Source organism: Pseudomonas sp. ICBG1301 (assembly GCF_016918385.1).
Taxonomy (GTDB): domain Bacteria; phylum Pseudomonadota; class Gammaproteobacteria; order Pseudomonadales; family Pseudomonadaceae; genus Aquipseudomonas; species Aquipseudomonas palleroniana.
Window position 1 is genome coordinate 105,242 of record NZ_JAEKGB010000012.1, and the last position, 20,968, is coordinate 126,209.

Genomic DNA, 20,968 nt, shown 5'->3' on the forward strand with positions numbered 1-20,968 from the left:
AGGTCTTGAGCGTCGGGTGTTCCAGGTGCTGGCTGAAGGCGTACTCGGCCACCGGCGTCGGCAGGAAGCTCACATCCAGCGGCTGGGCGACCCACCATTGCAGCAGTGCGTCGATGTCTTCATGGGCTTGCTGCGCAGGCGGCAGGTGCAGGGTCGCCCCCGCGCACAAGGCCGGCCAGACTTCCCAGGCCATGGCATCAAAACCGAAACCAGCCACGCTGGACGTCTGGCTGCCGGCGTGCAGGTCGAAGGCATCGCAATGCCAGTTCACCAGGTTCTCCAGGGTCTGGTGTTCGACCATCACCCCTTTGGGCTGGCCGGTGGAACCGGAGGTGTAGATCACATAGGCCAGGTGCGCCGGGGTCAGGCCGGCCACGTGCGGGTTGTCGGCAGGCGCGGTGTGCCAGGCAGCCGAATTCAGATCGATGACCGCAACCGGCAGCCCGGCGACCAGGCCGGCGGTCGCCGCCTGCACCAGAACGGCCACGGGCGCGCTGTCTTGCAACAGGTAGGCAATACGCTCCTGGGGGTGCGCCGGGTCAACCGGCACGTAGGCCGCGCCAGCCTTGAGGATCGCCACCAGGCCCACCAGGGTTTCGACGCTGCGTCGAGCGCAGATCGCAACGCGATCGTCAGGGCCCACGCCCCGTTCGATCAAATGGTGGGCCAGTTGGTTGGCCTGCTCGTTGAGCTGTTGATAGCTCAGTTGCTGCGCGCCCTGGCGCACGGCCACCGCCTGGGGCAACGCCCGTACACGCGCCTCGAACCTGGCATGAATGGTCTGCCCACGCGGGTAATCCCTGGCCGTGTGATTAAAACCGACCAACTGAAGGCGCCGCTCTTCGGCGGGCACGATCGGCAAAGCCTGCATCGGCGTGGCGTGGCCCTGCTCCAGCGCCTCGACCAGGCTGTGCAGCGCGGTGAGCAGATAACCGAGGATGCGCGCCAACGGCATGCTGGCGACGCCTTGCAGTGTCAGGTTGAAATCCTCACCGACATCATCCACCGACAGCACCAGCGGATAGTTGCTGCGCCCCTCGCCGCCCAGCAGCTCGATACCGTCCCATTGCGGCCCGCTCGATGCCGACGCGTGGCTCTGGCGATAGTTGATCAAGGCACTGAACAACGGCGTAGGCGCGGCCACGCCGCTGCAACGCTGAGCCAGCGCCAGCGGCGCGTGCTCATGCCCCAACAGGCGCGTCAGGCGCACATGGGCGGCCTTGGCCGCGGCCTGTACGTCCAGTGCGCCCACATCCAGACGCAGCGGTAAGGTATTGATAAACAGCCCCAGCCCGCGCTCACTGCCCTCGGCACCGCCCATGCGCCCCATCAGCACGGTGCCGAACACGACATCGTCACGCCCGGAAATACGCCCCAGCACCTGGGCCCAGGCCAAATGATGCAGGCTGGCGACGCTGACCACCTGCTGCCGGGCCTGGGTGCGCAGGCGTCGACTCAACTCGGCGTCGAGTCGATGCACCTGTTCGCCGACCTGCTCGTCGCCCTGCACATCCTGATGACCGAAAGGCAGGGTCGGCTCATCCAGATCGCCAAGCATGTCGCGAAAGAACCCTTCATGCTCCTGCTCGGTCGTGCCCAGGCGTGCCTGGGCCACATAGTTGCGGTATGGCACCGCCGCGCCGAGCTGTTCGGCATTGCCGTACAGACAGGCATGGATCTCCTGATACACCACCTGCATGGCCACATGGTCAATGGCGATGTGATGGAACAGCAACATCGCCACCCACCGCTGGTTGGCCGGGTCTTCGGCGAACACCACACGCAACAGCGGCGCCTGGCCCAGCGGCATATGCATCGAGCGGGTGTCGAAGCGTCGGTACAACTGCTCGGTGATCGGCCCTTCAGCCGGGTCGAGCAGCACCTCGTCGATCATCAGTTGCGACTCGCGCCAGACCACTTGCACCGGCTCATCCAACCCCTCCCAGACAATGCTGGTGCGCAGGATGTCGTGACGGTTGACCACCTGCTGCAGGGCCTGGGCAAAAGCCTCCAGGCGCGGCCGCGTGGTGATCGCGAACTGTGAACGCATCAGGTAGAGGTCGCCTTGGCGCGCCGTGACGTGGTGGTAGAAAATCCCCTGCTGAAGCGCCGCCAGCGGGTAAATGTCCTGCACATTTGCGGTGCCGCCGGGCACCGTGGCGACGATACGGTCAATCGCCGCCTGGCTCAGGTTGACTAGCGGCAGCAGCGCCGGGGTGATCCGGGTGCAGTCGGGGCGGATGGCATTGGCCGGAACCTCGAGTTGCCCAGCGCGCTGCGCCGAGTAATCGCCGGCCTTGATCAAGGCGATCAGCGCGGCTTTATGCTCGCGCAGCGATGCCAGCACGCCCGGCTCGCTCAAGGCCAGCTTGTTGCCCTGCAACACGAGTTGATCGCCCTTGACGGACAGCTGCACATCCTTTTGCTTCAGTGTCGCCAACAGTTCGATAACACTCACAGGACCATCTCCATTCTTTCCGTAATTGCCGCGTACTCCCACAGCGTGGAGTGTTCGAACAGCGCCTTGACGTTGGCCTCGATGCCTTCCTGGCGTAAGCGCCCGATCAAGCTGACCGCGAGTAACGAATGCCCACCCAGCTCCAGGAAGTTGTCGTGGCGACCCACGCGCTCGACCTTCAACAACTCTGTCCAGAGCCGCGCCATGGCGGTTTCAATTTCGCCCTGAGGGGCTTCGTAGGCATGGGTGCGCAGCGCTCCCACGTCTGGCGCCGGCAGGGCCTTGCGATCAAGCTTGCCGTTGGGGCTCAGCGGCAGCGCGTCAAGGTGCACGAAGAGTTGCGGCACCATGTAGTCGGGCAATTGCTCCAACAGATGCGCACGCAGCGCCTCGGTGGCGGCCGGCACGCCGGTGTAATAGGCCACCAGGCGTTTGTCGCCCGGCACGTCCTCACGGGCCAGCACCGTGGCTTCCTGGAGATGCGGGAACTCGCCGAGGCGTGCCTGGATTTCCCCCAATTCGATACGCACGCCACGGATTTTCACCTGGTCATCGTTGCGGCCCAGGTACTCGATGTTGCCATCGGGCAAATACCGAGCAACGTCACCGGTACGGTAGATTCGCCCAGCACTGTAAGGGTCCTTGAGGAAACGCTCGGCGTTCAACTCGGGACGGTTCAGGTAGCCTCGGGCAACCTGCACACCACCGATGAACAGCTCGCCACTGACACCCAGCGGCACCGGCTGCAAGTGCGCATCGAGCACGTACATGCGCACGTTGCCAATCGGCTTGCCGATCGGGGTGTTGTCCGGGGTAACCGCGCCGTTGCAATCCCACGCCGTGACCTCTACCGCCGCTTCGGTGGGGCCATAGTGGTTGAACAAGGCGCTGCCCGGCAGTTGCGCCTTGAAACGGCGCACCAGGCTGCCCGGCAAGGCCTCGCCGCTGCACATCACCCGTACCAGCCCGGCCGCCTGGCTGACATCGCCATGGGCCAGGAACACATCGAGCATCGAGGGCACAAAATGCACCGTGGTGATCCGTTCGGCCTGGATCACCTCACACAGGTAGGCCGGGTCTTTGTGCCCACCGGGGCGAGCCATGACCAGGCGCGCACCGGTGAACAGCGGCCAGAAGAACTCCCACACCGACACGTCGAAGCTGAACGGGGTTTTCTGCAGGAGCGCATCCGAGCCGTCCAGGCGATAGGTGTCCTGCATGCACAGCAGGCGGTTGACCACCGGGCTGTGTTCGTTGATCACGCCCTTGGGCTTGCCGGTAGAACCTGAGGTGTAGATCACGTAGGCCTGATGCTGCGGGGACAATTGGGCAATCAGCGGGTCGTTTGCCGGTTGGTGCTGCCAAGTGACGTGCTCCAGGTCGACCACCGGCACGCCGACGTCACCGAGCAAGGCGCGGGTAGAGCCTTGTACCAGGACCACCGACGGCGCGCTGTCTTCCAGCATGTAGGCCAGGCGGTCCAGCGGATACGCCGGGTCCAGCGGCACGTATCCGCCGCCGGCCTTGAGGATCGCCAGCAACCCGATGACCATCTCGACGCTGCGCTCAACACAGATGCCGACCCTTGACTCCAGCACGACGCCCTTTTCGAGCAGATGATGGGCGAGACGGTTGGCATGTTGGTTCAGCTCGCGATAGCTCAGGCGCCGGCCGTCCGCCTGCAGCGCAATCGCGTCCGGCGTGCGTTGCACCTGGGCTTCGAACAAGCCGTGAATCGTCTGTTGCACCGCGTGGTCCCGGGCGGTGTCGTTGAAGCGCTCCAGCAGGGTCTCACGCTCGGTTGCCGGGATTACCGAAAGGTGCCGCACGGCAGTGTGCGGCGCCGTCTCCAGCGCCTCCACCAATTGCTGCAAAGCAGTCTGCATGTAGGCTGCTACGCGCTGGGCATCCACGCCGCTGGTCTGTACGCCGAGCAGGAAGCCTTCGCCTTGGTCATCCACCGACAGCATGCACGGGTAGTTGGTGCGTTCACGAACTTCCAGCACCTGCGCGCCGGACCAATACTGCGGCCCTTCGCGCTCCAGCAACGGGCTGTGTCGGTAGTTGAGAATTGAACTGAACAGCGGCGACGAAGCCGGCACGGCGCTGCAGCGCTGCGCCACCACCAATGGTGCATGTTCATGCCCCAAGAGTGCCGAGAGCCGGGCGTGTACAGCGCGCACCGCGGCGCGCACGCCTTGCTCATCGACGCTGACCCGCAGTGGCAAGGTATTGATGAACATGCCCAGCGCCCGATCAGCGCCGTCGCCACTTTGCATGCGCCCCAGCAACACGGTGCCGAACACCACATCATCCCGCCCGCTGACGCTGGCCAGCACCCGCGCCCAGGCCAGGTGGTGCAGGCTGGCCGCGCTGACACCCAAGTGGCGCGCCTGCGCCCGCAGGCGCCGGCACAGCCCAGCTTCGAGCTGGATCTTGGCTTCTTCAGCCGCGAGCCCGTCACCCTGCACTTCCTGCAGGCCGAACGGCAGCGTCGGCTCGTCGATGTCGCCAAGCATTTCGCGGAAGAACTGTTCGTGGTCGGCCTGACTGACGCCCAACAGCGCCTGCGCCACGTAATTGCGGTACGGCATTGCCGCGTCCAACTGCGCAAAACCGCCACTGCGGTAGGCAAGGACCTCCTCGCTGATCACATCCAACGCCGTGTGGTCCATGGCAATGTGGTGGAACAGCAACATCGCCAGCCAGCGCTGGTTGGCCTCATCGTGCACGTAGGCCAGGTGCAGCAGCGGCGCCTGGCTCAACTCCAGCCGCACCCGGCGCGGGTCGAAGTGCGCGTGCAATTGCTCCAGCATGGCGCCCCGGGCCGGATCGAAATGCAATTCTTCGAGGGGCAGCTCGGCGTGGCGCAGCACCACTTGCACCGGCTGTTGCAGGTCCTCCCAGTAGATCGCGGTACGCGTCATGTCATGCCGGTCAATCACGGCTTGCAGCGCCTGGATGAAGGTCTCGAGCTGCGCACGACTATCCAGGCTGAAGGTCGCCTGCAACAGGTAGGGGTCGCCCTGCTCGCTGGTGATGTGGTGGTACAAAATGCCCTGCTGCAACGGTGCCAGCGGGTAGATGTCCTGTACATTGCGCGCCCCGCCCGGCACCCGCGCGACGATACGGTCGAGGGTGTCCTGCCCGAGGTCGATCAGGCTCAGCATGTCGGCGCGGATGTGTGCGCAATCCGCCGGGATACCGTTGGCCGGCACCTGGATTTCACTGCCGCCCCCCACCGCTGCCGCGAGGGCCGCCAGTGTCGGCTGGCCGAATAGCACGCGCACGTCGGCGCTCAGGCCCTGTTGGCGCATGCGTTCGATGAGCTTGACCGCCAGCAGCGAGTGGCCACCCAGTTCGAAAAAGTTGTCTTGGCGCCCCACGCGGGCCACACCCAGCAGTTGGCTCCACAGTTCCGCCAGGGTGGTCTCGATGGCGGTATGCGGGGCTTCATAATCACGGCTGGCAAACGCCTCCACATCCGGTACCGGCAAGGCGCGGCGGTCGAGTTTGCCGTTGGGCGACAGCGGCAGCGCGTCCAGATGCACATAGGCCGCAGGAATCATGTAGTCGGGCAGCAGCGCCTGCAGATGCTCGCGCAGTACGTCGACACCCGCAGGCTGCGCCTCGGCGTGGGCCGTGAAATAGGCCACCAGGCGCTTGTCGCCGGGGCTGTCTTCGCGCACCAGCACCGCCGCATCGCGGATGCCCGGATGCTGGGCCAGGCGCGCTTCGATCTCGCCCAGTTCCACACGGAAACCGCGGATCTTGATCTGACCGTCGTTACGCCCCAGATAATCGATTTGACCGTCGGCCTGGTAGCGCCCCAAGTCACCGGTTTTATACAGGCGGCCGTGGGGCATGAAGGGGTCGGCAAAGAAGCGTTCGGCGGTCAGGTCATCGCGGTGCAAATAACCACGGGCCACGCAGGCGCCGCCAATATAGATTTCACCGGCAACTCCCAACGGCACCGGTTGCAGGTGTTCGTCGAGCAGGTAGATCCGCGTGTTGGCCACGGGTACGCCAATCGATGGCAGCACCGGCCAGGACCGCGCATCCCCCTTAAGGGTCAGGGCCGTGGTGACATGGGATTCGGTCGGCCCATAGTGGTTGTGCAAGCGGCAGCCAGGCAGGCGCTGGAACAGCTCGCGCATCGGTTCGCTGATACGCAGTTGTTCACCGGCGGTGATCACATCCTGCAGCGCACAGGGCAAGCGCCCCAGCTCAGGCGTCTCGGCCACGGCTTCGGCCAAGGCCTGCAGGGCAATGCACGGCAGGTACAGGCGTTGCACGCGCTGCTCGCAGAGATGTCGGAACAGTGCGCGGAAATCCAGGCGCAAGTCACCCGGGATCAACGACAACTCACCGCCTGCGCACAGGGTGCTGAAGACCTCCTGGAAGGCCACGTCAAAGCCCAATGCGGCAAACTGCAGGGTGCGCTGGGCCGGACGGCCATCGGCCAGGGTTTGCGCAATCTGCCACTGCATCAGGTTGACCAACGGCCCGTGAGGCATGGCCACGCCCTTGGGCTGGCCGGTGGAGCCGGAGGTGTAGATCACGTAGGCCAGGGCGTCGGCATTCAGGCCCGCTACTTGCGGGTTGTGCGCGGGCTGCGCAGCGAGGCCGTCAACCGCATCCAGCAACAAGGTCGGCACGCTGCACGGGTTGAAACGTTGCGCCAGGCGCTGCTGGGTCAGCAAGGCCCTGGGTGCGCTGTCTTGCAGCATGTACCCCAGGCGTTCGTCCGGGTACGCCGGGTCCAACGGCACATAACCCGCGCCGGCCTTGAGAATCGCCAGCAGGCCGGCGACCATTTCCAGGCTGCGCTCGGCGCAGATCGCCACGCGGTCATTGGCGCCGATGCCGTCGGCGATCAGGCGGTGGGCAAGCCGGTTGGCCAGGGTGTTCAAATCGCCATAGCTGAGTGACTCGCCGGCATAGGTCACGGCGATTGCCTCCGGCTGGCGCTGTGCTTGTGCTTCGAACAGCGCGTGCACGGTCGCCGTGGGCGGGTATTGAACATCCATGGCGTTGAAGTCGGCCAGCAACACCTGACGTTCAGCGTCCGGCAGGATCGCAAGGCTATGCAACGCCTGATCCGGCTGGTGCTCCAGGGCGTCGGCGATGGCTTCGAGTACGCGGTGCATGTAGCCGCAGATGCGCTGCGGGTCGACGCCGGCCACGGCTTGCACGCTCAAGCCGAAGGCATCACCGAGGTCGTCCACCGACAACATCAGCGGGAAGTTGGTGCGTTCTTCGCCGCCGACCATTTCCACCCCGCCCCAGACCAGGGCCTTGCCGGCATCTTCCGCCGATTGTGCGCCGACGGCGGCATGCCGGTAGTTGAGCAAGGCGCTGAACAGCGGTGTCGGTGCCACCACGCCACTGCAACGTTGTGCCAGGGACAGCGGCGCATGTTCATGGCCAAGCAAGGCGGCCAGGCGCGCATGGGTGGTTTTCAGCGCACGTTCGACACCCTGGTCGCCCGCTTCAACGCGCAATGGCAAGGTATTGATGAACATCCCGAAGGCACGGTCGGCGTCTTCGCCGCTGCTCAGGCGGCCCATCAACACGGTGCCGAACACCACGTCGCGGCGTGCGGCCAGATGCCCGACTACCTGGCCCCAGGCCAAGTGGTACAGGCTGGCATTGCTCACGCCCAGGCGCCGGGCCTGGGTGCGCAGGCGCTGCCCGAGCAGCTTGGCCACCGGCACGCTGGCTTGGGTCACCCCTTGGCCATCGCCCTGCACATCCTGCAAGCCGAACGGCAAACTCGGCTCGTCGACGTCGCCCAGCATCTCGCGGAAAAACGCCTCGTGGGCGGCCTGGCTGGTGCCCAGGCGGGTCTGCGCCACATAGTTGCGATACGGCACCGACGGCGCCAACCGATCACCGCGACCTTGCATCACGGCCTCGATTTCCTGGCCCAGCAGCGCCAGCGAGGTCGCGTCATCGATCAGGTGATGGAATTGCAGGACCGCAACCCAGCCGCTACCCGGCAGGTCTTGGGCGATATGCAGGGCCATCATCGGCGCGCGGGTCAGGTCCATGCGCGTGTGACGTGGGTCAAAGCGCTCGGACAGTTGCGTGGCCACCGCTCCCTCTGCCGGATCGAACTGTACTTCCTGCACGGGCAGGCGTGCCTCGCGCCAGACCACTTGCACCGGCTCGTCGAGACCTTGCCAGGCCACCGAGGTGCGCAGGATATCGTGGCGATCAATGACCTGTTGCAGGGCCTCGACAAAGCTCTGCACCTGCTCGCGACCGGACATGCGCAACACCGCCTGCAACAGGTAGGGGTCGCCCTCGGTGCTGGCCTGGTGGTGGAACAGAATGCCTTCCTGCAACGGCACCAGCGCATAGATATCCTGTACGTTGGCGACACCGCCGGGGATGCCGGCGACCACGCGGTCGATCTGCTCCTGGGGCAAACGCGTCAGGGGCAACATGGCCGGAGTGATCCGCGTGCAATCGGCCGCAATCGCATTGGCCGGCACCTGTACCTGGTGTCGGCTGCCGGCGGCAGCGGCCAGCGCGACCAGGGTCGGCTGACCGAACAGCACGCCCACATCGGCGTTCAGGCCGACCTGGCGCATGCGCTCGATCAGCTTGACCGCCAACAGCGAGTGGCCGCCCAGCTCAAAGAACTGATCATGCCGCCCTACCCGCTCGACGCCCAAGAGTTCGCTCCAGAGGCGCGCCAGGGTGGTTTCCAGCTCACCTTGCGGCGGCGCGTACTCGCGTCGCGCAAAGGCTTCGGTATCCGGCGCCGGCAGAGCCTTGCGGTCCAGCTTTCCGTTGGTGGTCAGCGGTAAACTCGTCAACATCACAAAGGCGCTAGGCACCATGTACTCGGCCAGGGACACGCGCAGCTGCGTGCGCAACTCGGCGGCCGATGGTTCAGCGCCGTCGGTGGCGATCACATAGGCCACCAGGCGCTGGTCTCCCGGCTCATCTTCGCGGGCGATCACCACCGCTTCGCGCACGCCTTCACAGGCGGCCAGGCGGGCCTCGATCTCACCCAGCTCGATACGGAAACCACGGATCTTCACCTGGTCGTCGTTACGCCCCAGGTAGTCGATGCTGCCGTCCGCCAGCCAACGACCCAGGTCGCCGGTACGGTACATACGTGCGCCCGCAGTGGTGGCAAACGGATCGTCAAGGAAGCGTTCGGCGTTCAATTGCGGCCGGTTCAAGTAACCACGGGCCACGCCTGCGCCACCCACGTACAACTCACCTTCCACGCCGTGCGGGACGGGCTGGCCCTGTGCATCGAGGATGTACAGGCGCAGGTCCGGTATGCGCCTGCCAATCGGGCTCGTGCCGACGCGCTCGGCGTCAGCGGCGGTCAGTGCGCGATAGGTCACATGCACGGTGGTTTCAGTGATGCCGTACATGTTCACCAGTTGCGTACCGGCGTTGCCTAGGCGTGCGTACCACGGCTTGAGAATCCCCGGTTCCAGGGCCTCGCCGCCGAAGATCACCTGGCGCAGGGAGTGCTTGAGTTCGCTCTGGCCCTGGGCCGCAATCAATGAACGGAAGGCACTCGGCGTCTGGTTGAGGATGGTCACCCCGGCGTTGCACAACAGCGCATAGCAGGCGTCCGGCGAACGGCTGGTCAGCTGCGGCACCACCAGCAACTGCCCGCCATGCATCAGCGCGCCCCAGATTTCCCAGACCGAGAAGTCAAACGCAAACGAGTGGAACAGTGCCCAGACATCCTGATCGTTGAAGTTGAACCAGCACTCGGTGGCGCTGAACAGGCGCGCCACGTTGCGGTGCTCGATCATCACGCCCTTGGGCAAGCCGGTGGAACCGGAGGTGTAGATCACGTACGCCAGGTGGGCCGAAGTCAGGCCCGGGACGTGGGGATTCTGAGTGGACTCACCCTGGCAATCGCCGCCGTCCAGTTCGAGCACCGGCACCGACACCTCGGCCACCCGGGCACGGGTCGCCTGCTGCACCAGCACCGCTACCGGCGTGCTGTCTTGCAGGGTGTAGCTGATGCGTTCCTGCGGGTACGCAGGGTCAATCGGCACGTAACCGGCCCCGGCCTTGAGGATGCCGAGCAGGCCGACGATCATGTCCAGCCCGCGCTCGACGCAGATCGCTACCCGGTCATCCGGGCGCACGCCCAGGCTCAGCAAACGATGCGCCACCTGGTTGGCGCGGCGGTTCAAGTCGCCATAGCTCAAGTGTTGGCCATCGAAAATCAGCGCTGTCGCATGGGGCCGCGCTGCCGCCTGCGCCTCAAACTGCCCATGGAGAGTGGCATGGCTGGGGTACGTGCCGACGTCGGCATTCCAATGCTGCATCAGCGCGCGGTCGGCTTCGGTGGTCAACGAAAACTCAGCCACGGCCAGATCGGCATTCTCCAGGGCCTGCTCGAGCACGTGGGTAAAGCGCTCGGCCAGGGCCTCGATATCATCGGCGTTGAAATACGCCTCGTTATAAACGTAGTGCGCCCACGCCTTGTCCTTGTGATTGCTCGCCCGCAGGTGAAACGCCAGGGGCATCTGCTCGTGATTGTTGGTGACTTTGAGCAGGTGCCCGCCCTGCTCGGCGAACTGGTACAGGTGGTCGTCCTGTTCGTAAGACAAGGTCAGGTCGAACAGTTGGCCCCCTTCGGTCCGCAGGTTCATACCGCTCAGCGGGAAGCGTTGGTGGCGATAATCCTGCTTGAGTGCATCGCGTACCGCGCCGACCAGGGCGCTGAAGGTCAGCTCGCGACCGAGGCTGAAGCGCACGGCACTGACCTGGGTAAACAGACCCAGGGTGGTTTTGAACTTGGCCGAGCGGTTGAGCAACGGCAAGCCCACCACCCATTCATCGCGCTGGCTCACACGCGTGAAGTAGACATACATGGCCGCCAGCAACACGTGGTAGGTCGAGGCCTGGCAGGCTTGCGCCAGCTCCCCCATACGATCGTGCAACACCACCGGGAACGGCCGCACATAGTGCCGGCCAGGGGCTTTGCCCTTGGCATGCTGGTTCTGATAACGCGGGGTAAACAGCGCTTCGGGCAAGGTCTGATACTTGTGCTGCCAGTATTCGCGATCCTTTGCATAACGTGCCGACTCGCGGTAACGCAGGTCGTCGTCAATGAAGTCGAGATAGGAGCTGGCCTGCATGTCAGGCTGTCGCGCCTCGGCCAGGTCGCTGTAGATGCCGCCCAGCGACTGCAGCATTTCTCCGAAAGCCCAGCCGTCGAGAATGATGTGGTGGGCCTGGCTGGCGAAGTAGTAGTGCGCCTCCCCCAACTTGATCAGGAAAAAGCGAAACAGCGGCGCCTGGGTCAGCGAAAACGCGCGGGCCATATGCTCGCCCATCCATACCAACGCGGCGCTGGCAGGATCGGCGTGTTCGGAGAGGTCGAGCAGCGGAACCTCCACCGGCACAGTTGGCGCGATACACTGCAGCGGCACGCCATCGGCATCGGTGGCTTCCAGCAGCGTGAGGCGCAGCGCGTCGTGCTTGGCCACCAGCAACTCTGCGGCGTGTTGCATCCGTTCGGCGTTGATCGGGCCGTTGAGTTCCAGGTAAGAGCCGATGTTGTACAGCGGCGATTCAGCCTGCGTGATCTGGTCCAGCCAGATGGCTTTCTGCGCGGCGGTCAGCGGGAATGTCTGCGGCAACTGCACGGGCGAATTCATGCGATCACCTGCGCGGTAAACCCTGCCACGGCAAGGTTGCTTGATAGGACTTTTTTCGCGACAAGGTCGCCCATGGCCACTGCAGAAAAACGTTTCATAAAAGCCTTCTCAGAGTTTTGTCAGTGCCACCTGGGTCACAGCGCAGCAGCGAGGGAAATTGAGGCAAAAATCGTTAAAAACGTCAGACCAATGGGCAACTCAATCTGCCTATACGGCCTCGTACGCCGGAAAAAAAAGCCGCCCACAGCGTGACCTGATAAGCGCATTGGCAAATTTAATCATCGGCGTTTTGGGCTGTATGTCACCCGAATCCCGGACAATCACGGGACACGGAAATATTTCGCAATTTCTCGATTATCTTTTTGATATTTAAGAATTTTTAAGAACAAAAAAGCACGACACCGGCAGTTTTGAAAACTATAGGTGTCGTGCTTGGGGGAAAGGCGTCGGCATCGCCTGGATCAGGCGCGACGGTCCTCGGCGACAAGGCTCACATCGGAGACGATATGGCCGTCGACCAACTTGACGATGCGGTCAGCCAATTGGAAGTATTGATCATCATGCGTAATGATCAGCACGGTCTTTCCGCGACGCTTGAGCTCCGGCAGCAACTCTTCATAGAAGAAGCGCTTGAACGGAGGATCCTGGTCCGCCGCCCACTCATCGAGGACATACACCGGGCGATCTTCCAGGTAGGCACACACCAGGGCCAGGCGTTTTTGCTGGCCGTAGGACAGCTCTTTGGTGGTGGAATACCCCAGCCCTTCGATCTTGATTTTTTCGGCCAGGCCCAGTGCGGCCAGGTACTTCTGCGCCTGGGCCGGATTGACCTCCTCGCCTTCAGGACCGATCAGGCGGTTGAACAGATGGAAGTCGCTGAATACCGCGGAAAACAGGTCACGGTAGTCACTGCGGGTTTCATCGTTGACGGCGACGCCGTCGAGCAATATCTGCCCGGCCTGGGGCACGTACAACCCGCACAGCGCCTTGACCAGGGTACTTTTGCCGCAACCGTTGCCGCCGATGATGTAGATCAACTCACCGCTGTTGATGGTCAGGTCGACCGGCCCCAGCGCGAAACCGTTCTCCGCGTCGGCACCACGATAGTTCATCACCACACCCTTGAGCGTGATCTGGCGCCAATGCTTCTTGTGCTCCAGACGCAGGACATTGGTGTTATCCGGCTCGTCCTGTTCGGCGTGGTGTTCGTTGATCAGGAAACCAAATTCGGCGAGACGGCTGACCGCAATCCGCCCTTGCGCCACGACCGGCATTGCACCGATCAGCAACCCCAGCGGCCCCAGGATATACATCACCGTCAACACGCTGCCGGTCATCACTTGACTGTCAGCCACCATCAGCAACGGCAACGCGAACACCAGGCTGCCGATCAGCAGTGACTGGGTGACCAGCCCCATGTTTTCCGCACCGAGGTACCACATATGCTCGATGAAATTGAAGCGCGCCACCCGCGTGGACGACTCCTTGATGGCAGAGCGGCCAAACCAGCGGCGGCGAATGCCGTTGAGCTTCAACTCCTTGAGGCCGAAGACCAACCCGTGCGTGTGTTCGTTGAAAGCGGTGAACTCATCACGCACGCGGCCGGTGAACTTTACGCCGCCGAGAAACAGGAAGACGTACAGAATCGCACCCACTGCCAACAACGCCAGGGTTAACGCAAACACCGTCCACGACAGGTAAGCCAGGTAAGCCAGGCCGCACATGAACACCGTGCATTCCACCAGGACCACGGGCATCACCAGCAGCGTCGCATTGAGCTGCGGAATATCGGTGGTCAGCAGCGTCAGCACATTGGGCGGGCCGCGCCGATCCACTTCTTCGAGGGGCGAAGAAAGGATTTTCTGGCACAACGCTATGCGCAGGCGCGTCATCAATTTCATGTTGGCGTACGCGGGAAACAAGGTCGCGCCGTTGCGAAACGCCAGCGCCACCACACTCAAACCGACAAACCAGTACAGCAAGTGCAACCGCGATCCCTGCTCGTAGATCGCCTGGTTGATCACGTTCACCACCGCGATCGCCGCCACGCCGCTGACGATGCCGGTGACCACTGAAAAGAAGGCCAGCCAGGGATGATTTTGCCAAAGCAGGCGCAAGACCGAGCCCGGCTTGGGCGGCTTCTCATGCTCTTTATTCATGGATTAACTCCTCAAATACACTCAAGACCGGGCAAGGCCCGTCAGGCAAACCGCTGCGACTGGCCAGGGTGCCGGAGCCGCAAGTGTACGGATTGCCCGGAATTCGGCTGTCCCCGAAAGCCTGTACAAAGCGTTGAGTGAGGCAAATCCATGAGGGGCAAGCGGCTGAGGCTTGAATGTCCCCGCTTTCTATTACAGACCGTCGCGCAATGAGTGGGCCTAATACGGAGCCGAGTTGAACCCTTCAGGAGTGAACGATGGCTGCACTGCTCGCTCACCAACAACTTATAAAAACGGCGCCATCAAGGATGATTGGACTATGGATCTGACCAGCAGTATTCGAAATGCGGACAGCCCACACTTCTATTTCATACTCGGCGAGTTGATCTCCAGTACTGACCAGGATCACTTCGCACTCAACATGCTCAAGCTGATCGACAAACTCTTGCCGGTCACGGCGTTGACGCTCAGCGAATGGACACTCGATAAGTCAAACGCTCAACTGACCGACATCAAGCCCTTGGGCAATGCCGGCGACCCCGCCGACTTCCCTGCACCCGACGCAAGCCTTCCTGCCCATAACCCTCAATTGCTCAAGGAGGTGCTGGAGATGGAAGGCTCGCTGTTGATCCGTATGAACACGCGACCCAAAGGTGCAGCCGGCAAGGGCACGCGCCGTGCGGCGCACCAGTGCACGCTGGCGTCACGCGACGGCAACCGGCGCTGCGTGGTGACCTTGTATCGGTCGCCCACGCACAAGGATTTTTCCTTGAGCGAATTGTCGCTGCTCAAGAACCTCTCCGAAGCCCTGCTGCCGCTGATTGAAAATTATGCCCAGTTCAGCCGCCAGAGCTCACTGCGAAAAATGGGCAGTTGGATGGCGACCCTGGTCACCCATCAGGAACCCACGCACATTCATCGAGAATTTCAAAAGCGCCTGGCGTTGTGCGACATCACCTTATCGACCCGCGAACAGGAAGTTTGCCTGGGTTTGCTCAACGGCAAGACGGTGCCGGAAATAGCAGAAACGCTGCAGCTGAAAAATAGCTCTATCGAAACCTACCTCAAGCGTGCCACCGCAAAGCTTGGGGTCAGCGGCCGACATGGATTGACCCGATGGATGGTCGGCGCCTAGCGCAACTCAAGCAACGGGTGGCTACGCAGCCACCCGTGCCCCTTTTCAAATGAGGCTGGCTCATGAACAAGTTTGCTTTCTCTCTGGTAACGGTTGCAGTGGCACTGAGCGGCTGCTCGCTCATCCCCGATTACCAGCAACCGGCCGCACCCGTGGCGCCACAGTATCCTCAAGGTCCGGCATATGCCGCTGCCGCTGGGACGGTCAGCGAAGAAGCGGCCAGCCAGGGATGGCGCACACTGTTTCGCGACCCGGCCCTGCAGCAACTGATTCAGACCGCCCTGACCCAGAACCGCGACCTGCGTGTGGCCGCCCTGAATGTCGAAGCCTACCGCGCGCAGTACCAGATACAGCGCGCCAACCTGTTCCCGGCGATTTCCGCCGGCGTCGGCGGTACCCGCCAGCGTGTCCCGGCGAGCATTACCCGCACCGGCAAAGCGGCAATCACCTCCACCTATTCGGCGACGCTGGGGATGAGTGCGTACGAACTGGATTTCTTCGGCCGCGTCCGCAGCCTCAGCGAGCAGGCGATGCAGGCTTACCTGGCCACCGAGCAAGCACGCCGCAGTGCGGAACTGAGCCTGGTCGCCAGCGTCGCCAACGCCTACCTGACTTGGCGCGCCGACCAGGAGTTACTGGTGCTGACCCGCCAGACCCTGGCCTCCTACGAGGAAAGCCTGCGCCTGACCACGCGCAGCCTGGCGGTGGGGACCGCGTCGTCACTGGACGCCGCACAGGCGCAAACCAGTGTCGAGAACGCCCGCGCCAACCTGGCCCGCTACGAGCGTCAAGTGGCGCAGGACCGCAACAGCCTGACGCTGTTGATCGGCGGCGCACTGCCGCCATCCTTGCCGGCTCGGCCGCTGGCCAGTGACTTGATCGCCCAGGTGCCTTCCGGCCTGCCGTCGGACCTGCTGCAGCGCCGGCCCGATATCCTGCAGGCCGAATACCAACTCAAGTCCGCCAACGCCAATATCGGCGCGGCCCGTGCCGCTTTCTTCCCCAGCGTCAGCCTGACGGCGAATGCGGGCGCCTCCAGCTCCCAACTGTCCAGCCTGTTCAAGGGTGGCTCGGGCAGTTGGACGTTCCAGCCCCAGATCAACCTGCCGATCTTCAATGCCGGCAGCCTGCGCGCAAGCCTCGACTACTCCAAGCTGCAGAAAGACATCGGTATCGCGCGGTATGAAAAAGCCATTCAGACGGCCTTCCAGGAAGTCTCCGATGGCTTGGCGGCTCGCCAGACCTATGACGATCAACTGAGCGCGCAACGCGACCTGGTGCGGGCGAACCAGACCTATTACGACCTCGCGCAACGTCGCTATAAAATCGGCGTGGACAGCAACCTGGTCTTTCTCGATGCACAGCGCTCGCTGTTTTCCTCGCAACAGACGCTGATCACCGACCGGTTGGCGCAACTGGTCGCCGAGGTCAACCTGTACACCGCCCTGGGCGGCGCCTGGGGAGAACCGACCCGCCTGGCCGTTGCCGAGACTCACCCATGAGCACCTTCGAGCCCGGGCAATATGTACGCCTGCGCTCGGGGGGCAAGAGAATGCTGGTCAAACCAGCGCACGACAGCACGCACCTGCCCAACACCACGCTGGTGCCCTGTGAATATCAAGAGAAAAAACGCACGGTCGTAGGGTTTTACATCGCCGCCAACCTCAAGTTGGCGGACGCGCCGCCGAAGGCGTCACGCGAGTGAGCACGTCGGCGCTCTGCATCAGCCCAAGCTTGAGCTGACTTCAAATCACAACCGGACAGTTGTTGATTCATTCAAATTCTAAAGGATTGGAATATGAGCAAGATTGATTTTTCCTTAGTAAAGAAACTGGCGAACGATGCAGCGTCGTTGATGCCGTCAATCGCCGGCAAGAAAATCCTCATGGGGTTCTGGCACAACTGGCCGGCGGGTTCCAGTGACGGTTACCAGCAGGGGCAGTTCGCCAACCTCAACCTGGTGGACATTCCCAAGGAATACAACGTGGTGGCTGTGGCCTTCATGAAAGGCAACGGCATTCCCACGTTCAAGCCGTACAACCTGTCGGACGAAGAGTTTCGTCGCCAGGTCGGGGTGCTCAACAGTCAGGGCCGCGCCGTATTGATCTCCCTCGGCGGTGCCGATGCGCATATCGAGTTGCATGACGGTGACGAGCGACCGCTGGCCAGGGAAATCATCCGCCTGGTGGAAACTTATGGTTTTGATGGACTGGACATCGACCTTGAGCAGAAAGCCATTCACACCGCCAACAACAAGACCGTTTTGCCGGCTGCACTGAAACTGGTGAAGGATCACTACGCGGGCGAAGGCAAACACTTCATTATCAGCATGGCACCGGAGTTCCCCTATCTCGTCACGACCGGGGCGTACGTCGCCTACATCCAGGCACTGGAGGGTTATTACGATTTCATCGCGCCGCAGTACTACAACCAAGGGGGCGACGGTGTGTGGGTCCAGGAAGTCAACGGCGGAAAGGGTGAGTGGATTGCCCAGAACAATGATGCGCTGAAAGAAGACTTCCTGTTTTATCTGACTGAAAGCCTGCTCACAGGCACTCGTGAATACATCAAGATTGCCGCCGACAAGTTCGTGATCGGCTTGCCTAGTAATGTCGATGCGGCGGCGACCGGGTACGTGATTGACCCGGCGGCGGTGAGCAATGCCTTCAAGCGCCTGGATGCGGCAGGGTTGTCGGTCAAGGGGCTGATGACCTGGTCGGTGAACTGGGATGACGGCCTCAACAAGCAGGGAACCCACTACAACTGGGAGTTCCGCAACCGTTACGCATCACTGATCCACGGCGACAGTAGCAATGAGCGGCCTTCGGCGCCGGGGAGCTTGTCTTCCCCAGCACAGACGGAAGTCAGCGTGACCCTGAACTGGAGCGCTGCCAGCGGTGTGCGCCCGATCGAGTTTTATACCTTGTATCGCAATGGCAGCCCGGTAGGCCAGACCGCTGCGTTGACCTTTACGGACAATGGCCTGACAGCGGATACCCAGTACAGCTATTTCGTCACCGCCACCGATAGCCAAGGCAACCAGTCGTTGCCGAGTGTCAGCCTGAACATCAAGACCGCAGGCGGTATGACTGACCCGCAATACCCGGAGTGGCAACTGAATCATCACTATCGCAAGGACGATGGGGTGACGTATGAAGGCAATCGCTACGTGTGTATTCAGGAGCACACCTCCAATAGCGGTTGGGCCCCGAATGTTGCCTTTACCCTTTGGTCCAGGGTGGCGATTCAACGGCGGGCGTGATCCGCCGCAGACAGTAACCAAGAGAACGCACTGCCGGCCGCATAAATAAAATGCCCGTACCTTTCGATACGGGCATTTTTGTTTATGTGCCTGGGCTGATTATCACGTGTGAAGCAATAAACCCTTCGTGGCTTTTTCCACGGCCTTCTTGGGCCCTCGAATACCGATCCCAACCAGGTTCAGATGCTGGGGGTCTTCTGCCAGAAATGCCTCACGGTTCGCCTGATCATGGCCGGTTGAAAACATCGCAAAGACGTAGGGCACTATCGTGATATCGCGTGCCAGAGCTACGCGATGGGCAGTCTGGAGGCCCGCCAGATCGGCTTCGAATATCAGCATCGGCTGGCCCAGCATCTTTGCATAAAGGTGGCCATTCGCATCGGCATAGGCGTCGCCCATGGCTTCGGGAGCCGCCGACGCGATACCGGTTGCAAGAAATGCGACGACGTTCAAACGCTGCCAGATCTTCAAGTCGTTGCGCACGATGATCGCGACTTTGGTGTCGAACATTAGCGGCTCCAATACCGTTTTCATTGGGGGCGGGATTAGCCGGTATTATTCGCAGCAATGACGTCAGCGGCTAGAACGTTTGTGCATGCCCGCTGCGCGGCGCGCACCTCATAGGAGAAACCTGACGGTTGTTAGCTGAAACAACGTTCTTGCAACACGCTTTTCACCAGCGTGCGCGTCACCGACAAAACCTCTTCTACCTGCCTATCAAGCGCTGCTGGGGATGCTGCGTCTTCCAGTTTGAGGACGCGCAGCGGGTGACCGCAGACTGATCCCAGCCAGGTGAGACGGGGTATCGGGCTGACTTCGACATCCAGTAAAAAGCAGCCCTTGGATACACCGCGCAGCAGTTGGCTGGCCTGACAGGGGGTTGCCGGCGCCGAGGCTGTCGGGTTGGAGCCCGACTGCAGCCAGTCGAGCATAAATGCCCTCGATTGCCGGACCGCCAGGTAGGCGACCTGATCCCAGTCATCAATCGCCATGTGCAACGCGTCAATCAGGTATTTGGGCAAAGCGGCGCTGGTCACGATGACCACCCCGGTATCCGCCAGGGGTTCTTTCACCCAGATTGCAGACTGTGATATCGCATGCATGGTGGTACTCCCGGCAGGATTCTGGACGCGAGCGTGACTCCAGGCAGCGTCACGTTTAACCGTTACGGAACAGGAAGCTGTAGGCGTTCAGCGCCGGTGCCCCGCCCAGGTGTGCGTAAAGCACTTTCGAGCCTTCGGGGAATTCACCGCGACGCACCATTTCAATCATGCCGTGCATCGATTTACCTTCGTACACCGGATCTGTCAGCACCCCTTCAAGGCGGCCGCACAGGCGGATGGCCTCCAATGTGCCTTCGTTGGGCAAGCCATATTCGGGGTAGGCAAAACGCGTATCGAGCACCACATCCGCCTCGGTAATCTCTTGACCCAGCTCCACCAGCTCAGCGGTGTGTCGAGCGATACGCAGGATCTGTGCCTTGGTCTGTTCCGGCTTGGCCGAAGCATCAATACCAATCACCTTCCTGGAACGACCGTCGGCAGCGAAACCGACAACCATGCCCGCCTGCGTACTGCCGGTCACCGAGCAGACCACGATGTAGTCAAACGTGAAGCCCAGTTCTTTTTCCTGCTGCCGCACTTCTTCGGCAAAACCGACGAAACCCATGCCGCCGTAGGGGTGCTCGGAACAGCCCGCCGGAATCGGAAAGGGTTTGCCACCCTGCTCGACCACATCACTCATAGCCTTTTCCCAACTTGGCCGAATGCCAATGTCGAAACCTGCTGCGTCAAGCCGCACGTCAGCGCCCATGATGCGCGACATCTCGATGTTGCCTACGCGGTCATACACTGCGTCGGAATAGTTCACCCAGTTTTCCTGCACCAGCACGCACTTCATGCCCAAGTGAGCGGCGACTGCAGCGACCTGGCGGGTCTGGTTCGACTGAATGCCACCGATGGACACCAGCGTATCGCAGCCTTGTTCGATCGCCTCGGGAATGAGGTATTCGAGCTTGCGTGTCTTGTTCCCGCCAAAGGCCAGGCCGCTATTGCAGTCTTCACGTTTGGCATACAGCTCGACCTTGCCCCCCAGATGTTCACTCAGGCGCTTCAAGGACGTGATGGGAGAAGGACCGAAGGTCAACGGATAACGTTTAAAACGATTCAGGTTCATGACTGTGCTCCTTGATAGTGGATATCCAAGCGCCAGGCCGAGAGAAAGAGGCCACATTCCGGGCTCTTTCAGGAGGGCTTCGATGAGTTAAATACTAAGAAGAATTCAGAAAATATGTGTTGC

10 protein-coding genes (1 of these 10 only partly in view) are annotated in these 20,968 nt (G+C 62.1%); 4 read left to right on the top strand and 6 right to left on the bottom strand.

Annotation, left to right across the window (positions count from 1 at the left end; genetic code table 11):
* The 3 genes from JBE38_RS23900 to JBE38_RS23910 all read right to left on the bottom strand — a co-directional run.
* A protein-coding gene (locus JBE38_RS23900; protein ID WP_446731254.1) for an amino acid adenylation domain-containing protein crosses the window boundary here: on the bottom strand, nucleotides 1–2,458 show its 5' portion. The gene continues 7,370 nt to the left of window position 1, outside the view; the window shows 2,458 of its 9,828 coding nt (coding positions 1–2,458); the start codon lies at nucleotides 2,456–2,458; its stop codon lies off the left edge, out of view.
* Nucleotides 2,455–12,114 (bottom strand): non-ribosomal peptide synthetase, encoded by a 9,660-nt coding sequence (locus JBE38_RS23905; RefSeq protein ID WP_205345278.1) that lies wholly within the window; start codon nucleotides 12,112–12,114, stop codon nucleotides 2,455–2,457. The genes JBE38_RS23900 and JBE38_RS23905 overlap by 4 nt, the downstream gene beginning before the upstream one ends.
* Nucleotides 12,115–12,575: 461 nt before the next feature.
* Nucleotides 12,576–14,273: a cyclic peptide export ABC transporter gene (locus JBE38_RS23910; RefSeq protein WP_060756411.1), complete on the bottom strand. Its 1,698-nt coding sequence runs from the start codon at nucleotides 14,271–14,273 to the stop codon at nucleotides 12,576–12,578.
* A gap of 319 nt (nucleotides 14,274–14,592) precedes the next feature.
* Here JBE38_RS23910 and JBE38_RS23915 point away from each other — a divergent pair, with 319 nt between their 5' ends.
* From JBE38_RS23915 to JBE38_RS23930, 4 genes are all read left to right on the top strand, one after another.
* Nucleotides 14,593–15,408: a helix-turn-helix transcriptional regulator gene (locus tag JBE38_RS23915; protein ID WP_060756412.1), complete on the top strand. Its 816-nt coding sequence runs from the start codon at nucleotides 14,593–14,595 to the stop codon at nucleotides 15,406–15,408.
* A gap of 62 nt (nucleotides 15,409–15,470) precedes the next feature.
* Nucleotides 15,471–16,910 (top strand): efflux transporter outer membrane subunit, encoded by a 1,440-nt coding sequence (locus tag JBE38_RS23920; RefSeq protein WP_205345279.1) that lies wholly within the window; start codon nucleotides 15,471–15,473, stop codon nucleotides 16,908–16,910.
* Nucleotides 16,907–17,113 carry a hypothetical protein gene (locus JBE38_RS23925; RefSeq protein WP_205345280.1) on the top strand — a complete coding sequence of 69 codons (207 nt, stop codon included), beginning with the start codon at nucleotides 16,907–16,909 and terminating at the stop codon, nucleotides 17,111–17,113. The genes JBE38_RS23920 and JBE38_RS23925 overlap by 4 nt, the downstream gene beginning before the upstream one ends.
* Before the next feature lie 93 nt (nucleotides 17,114–17,206).
* Nucleotides 17,207–18,670, top strand: a complete 1,464-nt coding sequence (locus JBE38_RS23930) for a carbohydrate-binding protein (protein WP_205345281.1) — start codon at nucleotides 17,207–17,209, stop codon at nucleotides 18,668–18,670.
* A 102-nt stretch (nucleotides 18,671–18,772) separates the two neighbouring features.
* Here JBE38_RS23930 and JBE38_RS23935 read toward each other — a convergent pair whose 3' ends face one another.
* The 3 genes from JBE38_RS23935 to JBE38_RS23945 form a co-directional block, all read right to left on the bottom strand.
* Entirely contained in the window at nucleotides 18,773–19,180 is a 408-nt protein-coding gene (locus JBE38_RS23935; protein WP_205345282.1) for a DUF2000 domain-containing protein, read from the bottom strand.
* A gap of 131 nt (nucleotides 19,181–19,311) precedes the next feature.
* On the bottom strand, nucleotides 19,312–19,773 hold the full coding sequence (locus tag JBE38_RS23940) for a transketolase (protein WP_104993274.1): 462 nt from the start codon (nucleotides 19,771–19,773) through the stop codon (nucleotides 19,312–19,314).
* A gap of 55 nt (nucleotides 19,774–19,828) precedes the next feature.
* Nucleotides 19,829–20,845: a 1-aminocyclopropane-1-carboxylate deaminase gene (locus JBE38_RS23945; protein WP_205345283.1), complete on the bottom strand. Its 1,017-nt coding sequence runs from the start codon at nucleotides 20,843–20,845 to the stop codon at nucleotides 19,829–19,831.
* Between the last annotated feature and the right edge of the window lie 123 nt (nucleotides 20,846–20,968).

Bases quoted from the DNA above. Each gene is read 5' to 3' on its own strand.
- JBE38_RS23905 (WP_205345278.1), bottom strand. From the start codon at position 12,114: ATGAATTCGCCCGTGCAGTTGCCGCAGACATTCCCGCTGACCGCCGCG.
- JBE38_RS23910 (WP_060756411.1), bottom strand. From the start codon at position 14,273: ATGAATAAAGAGCATGAGAAGCCGCCCAAGCCGGGCTCGGTCTTGCGC.
- JBE38_RS23915 (WP_060756412.1), top strand. From the start codon at position 14,593: ATGGATCTGACCAGCAGTATTCGAAATGCGGACAGCCCACACTTCTAT.
- JBE38_RS23920 (WP_205345279.1), top strand. From the start codon at position 15,471: ATGAACAAGTTTGCTTTCTCTCTGGTAACGGTTGCAGTGGCACTGAGC.
- JBE38_RS23925 (WP_205345280.1), top strand. From the start codon at position 16,907: ATGAGCACCTTCGAGCCCGGGCAATATGTACGCCTGCGCTCGGGGGGC.
- JBE38_RS23930 (WP_205345281.1), top strand. From the start codon at position 17,207: ATGAGCAAGATTGATTTTTCCTTAGTAAAGAAACTGGCGAACGATGCA.
- JBE38_RS23935 (WP_205345282.1), bottom strand. From the start codon at position 19,180: ATGTTCGACACCAAAGTCGCGATCATCGTGCGCAACGACTTGAAGATC.
- JBE38_RS23940 (WP_104993274.1), bottom strand. From the start codon at position 19,773: ATGCATGCGATATCACAGTCTGCAATCTGGGTGAAAGAACCCCTGGCG.
- JBE38_RS23945 (WP_205345283.1), bottom strand. From the start codon at position 20,845: ATGAACCTGAATCGTTTTAAACGTTATCCGTTGACCTTCGGTCCTTCT.